Raw genomic sequence first — 13485 nt, 5'->3', positions numbered from 1 at the left:
GCCGGGGCGGGCGGTGCGGGTGCGCGGACCGCGCACCCGCACCGCCCTGCCACGTCTCCGGCCCCGTGCGCTCACCAGCCCCGTGTCCGCCATTCGGGCAGCCGCGGTCGCTCGTCGCCCAGCGTGGTGTCGTGCCCGTGGCCCGGGTAGACCCAGGTCTCGTCGGGCAGCGTGCCGAAGAGCTTGGTCTCCACGTCGTGCAGCAGAGTCACGAACGCCTCGGAATCACCGAAGGTGTTGCCGACCCCGCCCGGGAAGAGGCAGTCCCCGGTGAACAGGTGCGGAGCGCCGTGCGGGTCGTCGTACACGAGCGCGATGGAGCCCGGGGTGTGGCCGGTCAGATGCCGCGCGGTCAGGGCGACCCGCCCCACCCGGATCGTGTCGCCGTCCTCGACGAGCACATCCGTCGCGACCGGGATCCCCTCGGCGTCGAAGCGTCCGGCGTACGTGCGCGCCCCGGTGGCCGCCACCACCTCGCCGAGCGCCTGCCAGTGGTCGCCGTGGCGGTGCGTGGTGACGACCGAGGCGATCGAGTCGTCACCGATCAGCCGCAGCAGTGTCCCGGGCTCGGCGGCCGCGTCGATCAGGAGCTGCTCGCCGGTGGCCCGGCAGCGCAGCAGATAGGCGTTGTTGTTCATCCCGCCGACGGCGACCTTGGAGATCATCAGGTCCGTCAGCTCGTGCACGTCCGCAGGCCCGCCGACCTTGACCGCTCCGCTGTACGTCATGCCTCTCAGCCTATAGCGGGGGCAGGGCGGGAAGGGTTCCGCCTTCGACGGCCAGGGCGGAGCCGTCACGCCGCCCGCTGAGCCATCCGAGCAGCTCGGGAGCCGTGCCGCGGACCACCACGGACCCGCCCTCCGCGCCGCCACCGGTCGTCCACTTCCGGCCCGTGTCGTCGGCCACGACCGCGGGATGCCCGGCGAAGCGCTCGGCCAGGAAGTCGATCTCGCAGGCGATGAAGTCGTCCGGCAGGTCCTCCAGCTCGTAGCCGATACCCAGGTCGACGTGGTGCAGCTCGACCTCGATGCGCCGGCGGAAGGGGATCCGGGAGGCCGAGTCCGTCACCCCGTTGCGCAGCGCGACGGTGCGTGACCAGTCGGCCGGTGCCGCGGCGGCGTCCATGAAGCGGCCCGCGCTTGCGGCGAGGTCGGCGAGCTGCTCCGGCTGCGGCCGGGGCGCGTCACGCTCGATTTCGCGGTCGCGGGTTTCGCTGTCTGCGTACATCGGACGGCCTTGGAGAACGTTTACCAGTGCGTCGGCGTTACGACAGAGGTGCGCGACCACATGACCACGGCTCCAGCCGGGGAGCCGCGACGGTTCGGCGAGTGCCGCGTCGTCCAGTTTCTCCGTGGCGCTGAGCAGTCGGTCGGTCGCTTCCCGCAATGCGGCCAGGTCGTGCGCATGATCAGTCATGGGGCTGAGCCTAGCCCCGCCACTCATTCGGGTGAAGGAGTTCTCGGCCGTCCGTAAATCGAATGCGCGTGCTATACGCTCGGAGTCGAAAGCTTCGTACACCGCTGTGGCACCCCCCATACCCTGGGGCAGGGGCTCAGTTCCCCCGCTTCCCTCCAGAAAGGTGCGGACCGGCGTGACCGACCGTCTCATCGTCCGTGGCGCTCGCGAGCACAACCTCAAGAACGTCTCGCTCGACCTCCCCCGCGACTCCCTCATCGTCTTCACCGGGCTCTCCGGGTCGGGCAAGTCGTCGCTCGCGTTCGACACGATCTTCGCCGAGGGCCAGCGGCGTTACGTGGAGTCCCTCTCCTCGTACGCCCGGCAGTTCCTCGGCCAGATGGACAAGCCGGACGTCGACTTCATCGAGGGCCTGTCGCCCGCCGTCTCCATCGACCAGAAGTCGACCTCGCGCAACCCGCGCTCGACGGTCGGCACGATCACCGAGGTCTACGACTACCTCCGGCTGCTCTTCGCCAGGATCGGCAAGCCGCACTGCCCGGAGTGCCACCGTCCGATCTCGCGCCAGTCGCCGCAGGCCATCGTGGACAAGGTCCTCGGCCTGCCCGAGGGCAGCCGCTTCCAGGTGCTCTCGCCGCTGGTGCGCGAGCGCAAGGGCGAGTTCGTCGACCTCTTCGCCGACCTGCAGACCAAGGGGTACAGCAGGGCCAGGGTCGACGGGGCGACCATCCAGCTCTCCGAGCCGCCCACGCTCAAGAAGCAGGAGAAGCACACCATCGAGGTGGTCATCGACCGCCTCACGGTCAAGGACAGCGCCAAGCGCCGGCTGACCGACTCGGTCGAGACCGCGCTGGGCCTCTCCGGCGGCATGGTCGTGCTCGACTTCGTCGACCTCCCCGAGGACGACCCCGAGCGTGAGCGGATGTTCTCCGAGCACCTCTACTGCCCCTACGACGACCTCTCCTTCGAGGAGCTGGAGCCGCGCTCCTTCTCCTTCAACTCGCCCTTCGGCGCCTGCCCCGACTGCACGGGTATCGGTACGCGCATGGAGGTCGACCCGGAGCTGATCGTCCCGGACGAGGACAAGTCCCTCGACGAGGGCGCGATCCACCCCTGGTCGCACGGCCACACCAAGGAGTACTTCGGCCGCCAGATCAACGCCCTGGCCGAAGCCCTCGGATTCCGTACCGACATCCCCTGGGCCGGGCTGCCGCAGCGCGCCAAGAAGGCCCTGCTCTTCGGCCACAAGATCCAGACCGAGGTCCGCTACCGCAACCGGTACGGGCGCGAGCGCGCCTACACCACGCCCTCCTTCGAAGGCGCGGTGCAGTTCGTCAAGCGCCGGCACACCGAGGCCGAGAGCGACTCCAGCAGGGAGCGCTTCGAGGGCTACATGCGCGAGGTGCCCTGCCCGACCTGTGAGGGCACCCGGCTGAAGCCGATCGTCCTCGCGGTCACGGTGATGGAGAAGTCCATCGCCCAGGTCGCCGCGATGTCGATCAGCGAGTGCGCCGAGTTCCTCGGCCGGCTGAAGCTGAACGCCCGCGACAAGAAGATCGCCGAGCGGGTCCTCAAGGAGGTCAACGAGCGGCTGAGGTTCCTGGTCGACGTCGGCCTCGACTATCTGTCGCTGAACCGCGCGGCGGGCACCCTGTCCGGCGGCGAGGCCCAGCGCATCCGGCTCGCCACCCAGATCGGCTCCGGCCTGGTCGGCGTGCTGTACGTACTGGACGAGCCGTCCATCGGGCTGCACCAGCGCGACAACCACCGGCTGATCGAGACGCTGGTCCGGCTCCGCGACATGGGCAACACGCTCATCGTCGTCGAGCACGACGAGGACACCATCAAGGTGGCCGACTGGGTCGTCGACATCGGCCCCGGCGCCGGCGAGCACGGCGGCAAGGTGGTCCACTCCGGATCGCTCAAGGAACTGCTGGCCAACGACAAGTCGATCACCGGTCAGTATCTGACCGGCAAGAGGTCGATCGAGATGCCGGAGATCCGGCGTCCCGTCGACCCGGCGCGTCTGCTCACGGTCCACGGCGCCCGGGAGAACAACCTCCAGGACATCGACGTCTCCTTCCCCCTCGGCGTCCTGACCGCCGTGACCGGTGTCTCCGGCTCCGGGAAGTCGACGCTGGTCAACGACATCCTCTACACCCACCTGGCCCGTGAGCTGAACGGCGCCAAGTCGGTGCCCGGCCGGCACACCCGGGTCGACGGGGACGACCTCGTCGACAAGGTGGTGCACGTCGACCAGTCGCCCATCGGCCGTACGCCCCGGTCCAACCCGGCCACGTACACCGGTGTCTTCGACCACGTCCGCCGACTGTTCGCGGAGACGATGGAGGCCAAGGTCCGCGGCTATCTGCCGGGCCGGTTCTCCTTCAACGTCAAGGGCGGCCGCTGCGAGAACTGCTCCGGCGACGGCACGATCAAGATCGAGATGAACTTCCTGCCGGACGTGTACGTCCCGTGCGAGGTCTGCCACGGAGCTCGCTACAACCGGGAGACCCTGGAGGTCCACTACAAGGGCAAGTCCATCGCCGAGGTGCTGGACATGCCGATCGAGGAGGGCCTGGAATTCTTCGAGGCCGTCCCGACCATCGCGCGCCACCTGCGGACGCTCAACGAGGTCGGTCTGGGATACGTCAGGCTCGGCCAGTCCGCGCCTACGCTCTCCGGCGGTGAGGCCCAGCGCGTGAAGCTGGCCAGCGAGCTCCAGAAGCGCTCCACGGGGCGCACGGTCTACGTCCTGGACGAGCCGACCACCGGTCTGCACTTCGAGGACATCTCCAAGCTCATCAAGGTGCTCTCCGGTCTGGTCGACAAGGGCAACTCGGTGATCGTCATCGAGCACAACCTCGATGTCATCAAGACCGCCGACTGGGTCATCGACATGGGCCCCGAAGGGGGCAACGGCGGCGGCCTGGTCATCGCCGAGGGCACGCCGGAGTACGTGGCAGGCGTCCCCGCCAGCCACACCGGGAAGTTCCTCCAGGGCATCCTGGACGCCGACCGGGTGAGCGAGGCCGCCGTGCCCGCGGCCCGCAAGCCGGCGCGGAAGACGGCGGCCAAGAAGACCGCGGTCGCCGCGAAATCCGCCCCCGCGCGGAAGACGGCGACGGCGAAGACCGCCACGAAGGCCACCGGAACGGCGGCGGCGAAGAAGCCCGCGGCCAAGAAGGCGGCCCGCGCGCCCAAGGCCTGACGGCAGGAGCACACGGTGAGAGGCGGCGGTCCCCTCCGGGGGGCCGCCGCCTCGTCGCGCCGGGAGCCCGCCGCCTCGTCGCGTCCGGTCGCGCCCCGTCCTGTCCGATCGTGTCCCCTCCCGTCCTGACCAGGCTGACCAGGCGCGATGGCGTGCGACCGGCCCGCGCGCGGGGGCGTCCGACTCCGCCGGTATCGTCGGATACGTCACCGCTGCCTCTGCCGTCCCTGGCACCCCGCGCAGCCCTGACGCCTCTGAGACATCCCTGCCCCCCGACCCGTGGAGACCGCATGTCCGGCCAGCCCGCCGCCCGCCGCACCGTGTTGAAGGGCGCCGCTCTCGCGGGCGTCGCCGGGCTGGGAGTGGCGGCCTGCTCGACCGACTCGAAGCTCGGGCACGCCCAGACGCCGACCCCCACCGCACCCGTCGAGCTCGGCGCCCCCGACGAGATCCCGGTCGGTGAGTCCAAGCTCTACCGCGAGCAGCGCGTCATCGTCAGCTGCCCGGCCAAGGGGCAGTTCAAGGCGTTCAGCGCCCAGTGCACCCATGCCGGCTGCCTGCTGGACAAGGTCGAGAAGAACGAGGGCCACTGCCCCTGCCACGGCAGCCTCTTCGACACCACGACCGGCAAGGCCGTGCACGGCCCCGCGACCGTCCCGCTGCCCTCCGTCCCGGTCAGGGTCGAGGGCGGCAAGCTGATCGCGGGCCCCGACGCCTGACCCGGTTCACCGGCGCCGCGTCCATAGGCGCCCGGTTCACTCCCAGTCCCAGTCGATGCCGACCAGGCCGGGCCGCACCCCCTGTTCCACCAGATGCACGGTCCGGTGCCGGCCGGTGAGCGTGAGGTCGGTCCGGGCCCCGCGCGGCGCCCCCGCCGAGACCTGCGCGAACCGCCGGCACCGTACCGGCAGCGCCTCCTCGTCGAACCGGACCTGCAGCACGTACTGCCCGCCGCCGAAGGTGAAGCCGCGGACGTACTCGCCGCACGGCCCTCCCGTACCGTCCTCGAAGCCGTAGCCGAAGAGGTACGTCTCACCCGCCCGCAGCCGCGTGTCGAAGAGCAGCTCCGCGACCAGCACCCCCGTCTCCGCGTCCCAGCGGACCCGGCCCGTCCGGCAGTTCTCCCGGGCGCTCACCCGTACCCGTGCCGGATCGCAGCCCGGGTCTCCGCGGTACACGGCGAGATAGCGGTCGACGCCGTCGCGGTGGGAGCGCACGACGTGCTGCGAGCTCCGGTACTGCATCCGGCGGCCGGGCCCGATCCGTACCCGCTCCTGGTGCCCCACTGTGTGCAGCCCGCCGTCCGCGGGTGACTCCATCGCCGCGAGCAGCCGCTCCACCGCGCCGGACGCCTCGACCAGGGACCGGTACGAGCGGGCCGGTGGGCGGTCCGTGTCCGTGCGGGACTCACCGGGGCCCAGCAGCCCGAGCAGCGAGTTCTCCGGCAGCCCCAGCACCTCCTCCAGCGCCTTCACGGCCCGGAGGGACTCCGGCCGCTGCGGACGGCGGGCGCCCTGCTGCCAGTAGCTGAGACTGGTCACACCGACCTTGACCCCGCGGTGCGCCAGATGGTGCTGCACCCGCTGGAGCGGCAGTCCGCGTACCGACAGTGCGGTGCGCAGCGCCAGATGGAACGGGCCGGTGTGCAGCACCTGCGCCAGTTCGGCCTCGGTGTGCTGCATGGGTCCTCCAGGTGAACGTTCACGACGGACGACGGCCGGGCCGCGCCGACGGGTGTGGGGCCGCAGGTGGCCGGGGGAGGGCGTTCACACACCCGCCACCGCCGTTCACACCGCGATGTTCCCCCGCATTGAAGCGTGTTGACCCGTTCCCGACAACGGTTGATGCTCCTCGGCAGCGTCCGGACGCGCTCCTCGGATCCCCCACCCCCCTCCCCGGGAGGAACGCCATGCGCAACCGAAGAATCCGGCCCCTGCGGATGTCGGTGACAGCGGTACTCGCCGCCGTGCTGCTCGCCGCACCCACGGCCCCCGCCACCGCCACCGCCACCGCCACCGAACAGCACCACGCCGCCTCCGCGACGACGGGCACGACGGGCACCCTCGCCGCCGCCCAGCGGCTGAACATCAGCATGCAGGCGCAGCAGAAGACGAACTGGTGCTGGGCCGCCTCCGGCAACACCATCGCCACCTGGTTCGGCCGGAACTACACCCAGAACCAGTTCTGCAACGCCGCCTTCGGCCGCGCCCAGGGCTACGAGTGCCCCAACTCGCAGGCCTCGCTCGGCAACGTCCAGGACGGTCTGTACTGGGCCGGCATCAACCCGGGTTCGTACGTCACCGGCTGGCTGCGTTACCCGACCGTGCAGACCGAGATCGCCGCCGGACGGCCGGTGGAGACCCGCATTCAGTGGTCGTCGGGCGGTGGCCACATGCATGTGCTGTACGGGTACGACGACGCGAACAGCTGGGTCTACTGGGGCGATCCCTGGCCCTCCAGCAACCGCTACAACTGGGCCTCGCACGCCTGGTACGTGAACAACAGCGAGTTCTCCTGGACCCACTCGCTCTACCGGATAGGGGCGTGACGGCATGACCTCCACCAGTCCCGGCGCCCGTCCCGCGCGTGCCCTGGCCGCCGCCCTCGCCGCCGGAGCCGTGCTGGCCGGCGCCGCCGTGCTCACCGTCGCCCCGCAGGCCGCCGCCGCCACCGGGCCCTCCGCCACCCCGGCGGCCCTGGCGGCCGCCCACGAGGCGGCCACCGAGGCCACCACCCTCGACACGCTGTCCCGGTTCTTCGCCCGCGAGGGCGCCGTCACCGCGAAGGCGGCCGCACCCCGGATCGAGGGCGCGGCCGTGCCCGTACGCACCCTGTCCGCGCACTTCGTCGCCGGAGAGCCCGGGGCACCCGTCGCCGCACTGGAGTACCTGGCCAGCACGGCGGTCTCCTCGGACGGGCAGAAGGCATCCCTCTGGACGCTCCCCGAGCCGGGGGCCGACGGGAACTGGCAGGTGGTGAACATCGCCACCGGCGACGACGAGACCCGGTACGCGGCCGCCGGCGTCCGCAAGCTGCCCGGCGGCATCGTCTTCCGGGAGCCCCAGATCGACGCCTGGTACGTCCAGAAGGGCGGCCGGGTACTGCCGCTGGACGCGGATGCCGTCCGCGCGGTCGGCGCGGGCGGCACCACCCTGGCCGCCTACCGCACCCGGGTACGCGCCGCCTACGCGGACAAGCTCCCCGGTTCCGGCTACGCCCGCGCGGGCCGGGCCGGCGGCTACGGACCATCCGCCCAGGCGCCCGCCATCGCAGCGGACGCTCCCTCGGCTGCCTCCGCGGACACCGCCCTGACAGCGACCTCCGCGGCGGCGGCCGCGGGCGCCGTCGCCGTACTCGCCCTCTGCGGCGTCACCGTCCTGCGGAACCGCGACCGCCGGCGAGGGACGCGGTGACCGAGGGGCCCGTCCGGGCCCGCTGACCCCGCGCTCCGGGACACGTGCCCCCACCCCGTGTCCCGGAGCGCGGCGCCACCCGATGAGCATGCCGTGCTGTCACTGCCCGCCAGTAGGGTGGGAGACATGGCAGACCCCTCCAGCTACCGCCCCAAGCCGGGACAGATCCCCGACTCCCCGGGGGTCTACAAATTCCGCGACGAACACCGCCGGGTGATCTACGTCGGGAAGGCGAAGAGCCTGCGCCAGCGCCTGGCCAACTACTTCCAGGACCTGTCCGGCCTCCATCCGCGCACGCGCACGATGGTCACGACCGCCGCGTCCGTGGAGTGGACCGTCGTCTCGACGGAGGTCGAGGCGCTCCAGCTCGAGTACTCCTGGATCAAGGAGTTCGACCCCCGGTTCAACGTCAAGTACCGCGACGACAAGAGCTACCCGTACCTCGCGGTCACGCTGAACGAGGAATTCCCCCGCGTCCAGGTGATGCGCGGCGCCAAGAAGAAGGGCGTGCGCTACTTCGGTCCGTACGGTCACGCCTGGGCGATCCGCGAGACGGTCGACCTGATGCTCCGGGTCTTCCCGGTGCGCACCTGCTCCGCCGGCGTCTTCAAGAACGCCGCCAGGACCGGCCGCCCGTGCCTCCTCGGCTACATCGGCAAGTGCTCGGCCCCCTGCGTCGGCCGGGTCACCCCCGAGGAGCACCGCGAACTGGCGGACGACTTCTGCGACTTCATGGCCGGTCGCACGGGCACGTACATCCGCCGCCTCGAGAAGGACATGACGGCGGCGGCCGAGGAGATGGAGTACGAGCGCGCGGCGCGCCTGCGCGACGACGTGGAGGCGCTCAAGCGCGCGATGGAGAAGAGCGCCGTCGTGCTCGCCGACGCCACCGACGCCGACCTGATCGCGGTCGCGGAGGACGAGCTGGAGGCCGCCGTCCAGATCTTCCACGTGCGCGGCGGCCGGGTGCGCGGCCAGCGGGGCTGGGTCACCGACAAGGTGGAGAACGTCGACACCTCGGGCCTCGTCGAGCACGCCCTCCAGCAGCTGTACGGGGAGGAGACCGGCGACTCCGTCCCCAAGGAGGTCCTCGTCCCTGCCCTTCCCGAGGACCCCGAGGCGGTCTCCCAGTGGCTGGCCGGCCGCCGGGGCGCCCAGGTCAGCCTGCGTATCCCGCAGCGCGGCGACAAGAAGGACCTGATGGCCACGGTCCAGCGCAACGCCCAGCAGGCCCTCGGACTGCACAAGACCAAGCGTGCCTCCGACCTGACGACCCGCTCCCGGGCCCTGGAGGAGATCGCCGAGGCGCTCGGTCTCGACACGGCCCCGCTGCGCATCGAGTGCTTCGACATCTCCCACCTCCAGGGCGAGGACGTGGTGGCCTCGATGGTGGTCTTCGAGGACGGACTGGCCCGCAAGGGGGAGTACCGCCGCTTCCAGATCAAGGGCTTCGAGGGACAGGACGACGTCCGCTCGATGCACGAGGTGATCAGCCGGCGCTTCCGGCGCTACCTGGCGGACAAGGAGCGCACCGGGGAGTGGGAGGAGGGCCCGGCCGCCACCGGCCCCGTCCCGGCCGACGCACCGGCGGAGTCCGCCGAACCCGCACGGGCCGCACCCGCCGAACCCGCACGGGCCGCACCCGCCGAACCCGCACCGGCCGCACCCGCCGAACCCGCCGAGCCCCGTGAGGACGACGGCCGGCCCAAGCGGTTCGCCTACCCGCCGCAGCTCCTGGTGGTCGACGGCGGGCAGCCCCAGGTCGCCGCGGCCAAGCGAGCCCTGGACGAGCTGGGGATCGACGACATCGCCGTCTGCGGCCTGGCCAAGCGCCTGGAAGAGGTCTGGCTGCCCGACGACGACGATCCGGTCGTCCTGCCCCGCTCCAGCGAGGGCCTCTACCTCCTCCAGCGCGTCCGCGACGAGGCGCACCGCTTCGCCATCACCTACCAGCGCGCCAAACGGGCCAAGCGCATCCGTTCCAGCCCCCTGGACGCGATCGCCGGTCTCGGAGACACCCGGAAACAGGCGCTGATCAAGCATTTCGGCTCCGTCAAGAAGCTGAAACAGGCGACAATCGACGAGATCTGCGAGGTTCCGGGGATAGGCCGCAGGACGGCGGAATCAGTGGCTGTCGCCCTCGCCGCGTCCGCCCCGGCCGCGCCCGCCGTGAACACGGCGACAGGAGAGATCATTGAAGACGACGACGGGGGCAGCACGACATGACCGGCAATGAACACGGGCACGACCGCACAGAGCGGCCCGGGGACGACCGCACAGACCGAGCAGACGGAGCGGCACACGTGAGTACGGGCACCTCGATCGAGACGGGCGACAGCTCGGTGGCCATCCCGGAGCTGGTGATCATCTCCGGAATGTCCGGCGCCGGCCGGAGCACGGCGGCCAAGTGTCTGGAGGACCTCGGCTGGTTCGTCGTCGACAACCTGCCGCCCGCGCTGATCCCCACCATGGTGGAGCTCGGCGCCCGCTCGCAGGGCAACGTGGCGCGGATCGCCGTCGTCGTCGACGTCCGGGGCCGCCGCTTCTTCGACAACCTGCGGGAGTCCCTCGCCGACCTGGAGGCCAAGGGCGTCACCCGGCGGATCGTCTTCCTGGAGTCCTCCGACGACGCACTGGTCCGCCGCTTCGAGTCGGTCCGCCGCCCGCACCCCCTCCAGGGCGACGGCCGCATCGTCGACGGGATCGCCGCCGAGCGCGACCTGCTGCGCGAGCTGCGCGGCGACGCCGACCTGGTGATCGACACCTCCAGCCTCAACGTGCACGAACTGCGCGCCAAGATGGACGCTCAGTTCGCGGGCGACGAGGAGCCGGAGCTCCGCGCCACCGTGATGTCCTTCGGCTTCAAGTACGGGCTGCCGGTCGACGCCGACCTGGTGGTGGACTGCCGCTTCCTCCCCAACCCGCACTGGGTCCCCGAGCTTCGCCCCTTCACCGGCCTGAACGAGGAGGTGTCCGCGTACGTCTTCGACCAGCCGGGCGCCAAGGAGTTCCTCAACCAGTACACGGAGCTGCTCCAGCTGGTGGCCGCGGGCTACCGCCGCGAGGGCAAGCGCTACGTGACCATCGCCGTCGGCTGCACGGGCGGCAAGCACCGTTCCGTGGCCATGTCGGAGAAGCTGGCCGCCCGGCTCGCCACCGAGGGAATCGAGACCGTGCTCGTGCACCGGGACATGGGGCGCGAGTGACCAGTCGCAACATGCGTCTGCGCAGACTGCGCAGAGGCACCCCACTGTCGGGCCGAAAGCGCGGCGCGCAGCCCAAGGTCGTGGCACTCGGCGGCGGCATGGGGCTGTCCGCCTCGCTCACCGCGCTGCGCCGGATCACCGGCGACCTGACCGCCGTGGTCACCGTCGCCGACGACGGCGGATCCAGCGGCCGGCTCCGCGAGGAGCTGGGCGTCCTGCCGCCCGGCGACCTGCGCAAGGCGCTGGCCGCCCTGTGTGGCGACGACGACTGGGGCCAGACCTGGGCCCAGGTCATCCAGCACCGCTTCCAGTCCAAGGGCGACCTGCACGAGCACGCGGTGGGCAATCTGCTGATCGTCGCCCTGTGGGAGCAGCTCGGCGACCACGTACAGGCCCTGGACCTGGTCGGCAAGCTCCTCGGCGCGCACGGCCGGGTGCTGCCCATGTCCGCCGTGCCGCTGGAGCTCCAGGCACTCGTGAAGGGGCACGACCCGGAGCGCCCCGAGGAGGTGGACACGGTCCGCGGCCAGGCCACCGTGGCGCTCACCCCGGGCGAGGTCCAGTCCGTGCACGTGGTCCCGCACGACCCGCCGGCCGTCCCCGAGGCGGTCGCCGCGGTCCTGGACGCGGACTGGGTGGTGCTCGGACCGGGGTCATGGTTCTCCTCGGTCATTCCGCATCTCCTCGTGCCCGATCTGCTGGACGCACTGATCGAAACGAAGGCCCGGAAGGTCCTCTCGCTGAACCTCGCACCGCAACCCGGCGAAACAGATGGCTTCTCTCCGCAGCGTCATTTGGAGGTTTTGGGACGACACGCCCCTAAACTCGCCCTGGACGTGGTGCTGGCCGACGAGGCCGCCGTGCCCGACCGCGAGTCCCTCGCCGACGCCGCAAAACGGCTCGGCGCCGCGGTCGAGCTGGCGCCCGTGGCCTCACCCGACGGCGATCCGATTCATGATCCGGAGCTGTTGGCCGCCGCGTACGACCGTATTTTTCGGATGCATGGAAGGATCGGCCCATGGCGATGACGCCAGCGGTGAAGGACGAAATCTCTCGGCTTCCCGTCACCCGGACCTGCTGCAGGAAGGCAGAAGTCTCGGCGATTCTTCGGTTCGCGGGTGGGCTGCACCTGGTGAGCGGCCGGATTGTGATCGAGGCGGAGCTGGACACCGCGATGGCGGCGCGCCGGCTGAAGCGCGACATCCTCGAGATCTTCGGGCACAGCTCGGAGCTGATCGTGATGGCTCCCGGCGGGCTGCGGCGCGGCTCCCGTTATGTCGTGCGGGTGGTGGCGGGCGGCGACCAGCTGGCCCGGCAGACCGGTCTGGTCGACGGCCGCGGCCGCCCCATCCGCGGACTTCCCCCGCAGGTGGTCTCGGGGGCCACCTGCGATGCGGAGGCCGCCTGGCGCGGGGCCTTCCTCGCCCACGGCTCGCTCACCGAGCCGGGCCGCTCCTCCTCCCTGGAGGTGACCTGCCCGGGCCCGGAGGCCGCGCTCGCGCTGGTCGGCGCCGCCCGCAGGCTCTCCATCGCGGCGAAGGCCCGTGAGGTGCGCGGCGTGGACCGGGTCGTCGTCCGCGACGGCGACGCGATCGGCGCCCTGCTCACCCGGCTGGGCGCCCACGAGTCGGTGCTGGCCTGGGAGGAGCGGCGGATGCGGCGCGAGGTCCGCGCCACCGCCAACCGGCTCGCCAACTTCGACGACGCGAACCTCCGCCGGTCCGCCCGCGCGGCGGTCGCCGCGGGCGCCCGGGTGGGACGCGCGCTGGAGATCCTCGGCGAGGAGGTCCCCGAGCACCTCGCTGCGGCCGGCCGGCTGCGCATGGAGCACAAGCAGGCCTCCCTGGAGGAGCTCGGCGCCCTCGCCGACCCGCCGCTGACCAAGGACGCCGTCGCGGGCCGGATCCGCCGGCTGCTCGCGATGGCCGACAAGCGGGCCCAGGACCTCGGCATCCCGGGCACGGAATCCACGCTCAGCGAGGAGCTGGCCGACGGCCTGGTCGGCTGATCCGCACCCCGCCGACCAGCCGCGGCGGGAACGTACCGCGTCCCCGCCGACCAGCCGCGGCGGGAACGCGCCGCACCCACGCCGACGAGCCGCGAACGGGAACGCGCCGCGCACCCGCGGGCGTTGACGCTGCGTAATCGCCGCAGCGGGCGGGGGCCGGCAAGCGGAAGCCCGTACTCCTACTGGGGAGTACGGGCTTCCGTCGTCCCTGCGGCCCCGCTCGATGTCACC

11 protein-coding genes are annotated in these 13485 nt (G+C 71.5%); 8 read left to right on the top strand and 3 right to left on the bottom strand.

Features of this window, described 5'->3' with window-relative positions:
- Positions 1–71: 71 nt before the first annotated feature.
- Positions 72–728, bottom strand: a complete 657-nt coding sequence (locus ABTX18_RS25280) for an MBL fold metallo-hydrolase (RefSeq protein WP_352125026.1) — start codon at positions 726–728, stop codon at positions 72–74.
- Positions 729–738: 10 nt separating this feature from the next.
- Complete coding sequence (locus ABTX18_RS25275; protein WP_352125025.1) at positions 739–1416, bottom strand: maleylpyruvate isomerase family mycothiol-dependent enzyme; 678 nt, start codon at positions 1414–1416, stop codon at positions 739–741.
- A 175-nt stretch (positions 1417–1591) separates the two neighbouring features.
- Here ABTX18_RS25275 and uvrA point away from each other — a divergent pair, with 175 nt between their 5' ends.
- Both uvrA and ABTX18_RS25265 read left to right on the top strand, forming a co-directional pair.
- A complete protein-coding gene (uvrA, locus tag ABTX18_RS25270) occupies positions 1592–4627 on the top strand; it encodes an excinuclease ABC subunit UvrA (RefSeq protein WP_352125024.1) in 3036 nt (1011 codons plus the stop codon).
- 290 nt (positions 4628–4917) lie between these two features.
- Positions 4918–5346 carry a Rieske (2Fe-2S) protein gene (locus tag ABTX18_RS25265; protein ID WP_352125023.1) on the top strand — a complete coding sequence of 143 codons (429 nt, stop codon included), beginning with the start codon at positions 4918–4920 and terminating at the stop codon, positions 5344–5346.
- A 36-nt stretch (positions 5347–5382) separates the two neighbouring features.
- Here ABTX18_RS25265 and ABTX18_RS25260 read toward each other — a convergent pair whose 3' ends face one another.
- Entirely contained in the window at positions 5383–6309 is a 927-nt protein-coding gene (locus tag ABTX18_RS25260; RefSeq protein ID WP_352125022.1) for a hypothetical protein, read from the bottom strand.
- A 227-nt stretch (positions 6310–6536) separates the two neighbouring features.
- Here ABTX18_RS25260 and ABTX18_RS25255 point away from each other — a divergent pair, with 227 nt between their 5' ends.
- From ABTX18_RS25255 to whiA, 6 genes are all read left to right on the top strand, one after another.
- Entirely contained in the window at positions 6537–7175 is a 639-nt protein-coding gene (locus ABTX18_RS25255; RefSeq protein ID WP_352125021.1) for a papain-like cysteine protease family protein, read from the top strand.
- Between the two features lie 4 nt (positions 7176–7179).
- Positions 7180–8040, top strand: coding sequence for a hypothetical protein (locus ABTX18_RS25250; protein WP_352125020.1), 861 nt, complete (start codon positions 7180–7182; stop codon positions 8038–8040).
- Between the two features lie 126 nt (positions 8041–8166).
- Positions 8167–10266 (top strand): excinuclease ABC subunit UvrC, encoded by a 2100-nt coding sequence (gene uvrC / locus ABTX18_RS25245; RefSeq protein WP_352125019.1) that lies wholly within the window; start codon positions 8167–8169, stop codon positions 10264–10266.
- On the top strand, positions 10263–11246 hold the full coding sequence (gene rapZ, locus ABTX18_RS25240) for an RNase adapter RapZ (RefSeq protein WP_352125018.1): 984 nt from the start codon (positions 10263–10265) through the stop codon (positions 11244–11246). The genes uvrC and rapZ overlap by 4 nt, the downstream gene beginning before the upstream one ends.
- Entirely contained in the window at positions 11243–12274 is a 1032-nt protein-coding gene (locus tag ABTX18_RS25235) for a gluconeogenesis factor YvcK family protein (protein ID WP_352125017.1), read from the top strand. The genes rapZ and ABTX18_RS25235 overlap by 4 nt, the downstream gene beginning before the upstream one ends.
- Complete coding sequence (gene whiA, locus ABTX18_RS25230; protein WP_030919772.1) at positions 12265–13254, top strand: DNA-binding protein WhiA; 990 nt, start codon at positions 12265–12267, stop codon at positions 13252–13254. The genes ABTX18_RS25235 and whiA overlap by 10 nt, the downstream gene beginning before the upstream one ends.
- The last annotated feature ends 231 nt before the right edge of the window (positions 13255–13485 follow it).

This window comes from Streptomyces sp. NPDC096323 (genome assembly GCF_040302845.1).
Lineage (GTDB): Bacteria > Actinomycetota > Actinomycetes > Streptomycetales > Streptomycetaceae > Streptomyces.
The sequence above is the reverse complement of the archived record's forward strand: the minus strand, read 5'-3'. Positions and strand labels throughout refer to the sequence as shown.

Excerpts from the sequence above, each read along its gene's own strand:
- ABTX18_RS25250 (WP_352125020.1), top strand. The coding sequence starts at position 7,180 with ATGACCTCCACCAGTCCCGGCGCCCGTCCCGCGCGTGCCCTGGCCGCC.
- ABTX18_RS25260 (WP_352125022.1), bottom strand. The coding sequence starts at position 6,309 with ATGCAGCACACCGAGGCCGAACTGGCGCAGGTGCTGCACACCGGCCCG.
- ABTX18_RS25255 (WP_352125021.1), top strand. The coding sequence starts at position 6,537 with ATGCGCAACCGAAGAATCCGGCCCCTGCGGATGTCGGTGACAGCGGTA.
- whiA (WP_030919772.1), top strand. The coding sequence starts at position 12,265 with ATGGCGATGACGCCAGCGGTGAAGGACGAAATCTCTCGGCTTCCCGTC.
- ABTX18_RS25265 (WP_352125023.1), top strand. The coding sequence starts at position 4,918 with ATGTCCGGCCAGCCCGCCGCCCGCCGCACCGTGTTGAAGGGCGCCGCT.
- uvrC (WP_352125019.1), top strand. The coding sequence starts at position 8,167 with ATGGCAGACCCCTCCAGCTACCGCCCCAAGCCGGGACAGATCCCCGAC.
- ABTX18_RS25275 (WP_352125025.1), bottom strand. The coding sequence starts at position 1,416 with ATGACTGATCATGCGCACGACCTGGCCGCATTGCGGGAAGCGACCGAC.
- ABTX18_RS25280 (WP_352125026.1), bottom strand. The coding sequence starts at position 728 with ATGACGTACAGCGGAGCGGTCAAGGTCGGCGGGCCTGCGGACGTGCAC.
- rapZ (WP_352125018.1), top strand. The coding sequence starts at position 10,263 with ATGACCGGCAATGAACACGGGCACGACCGCACAGAGCGGCCCGGGGAC.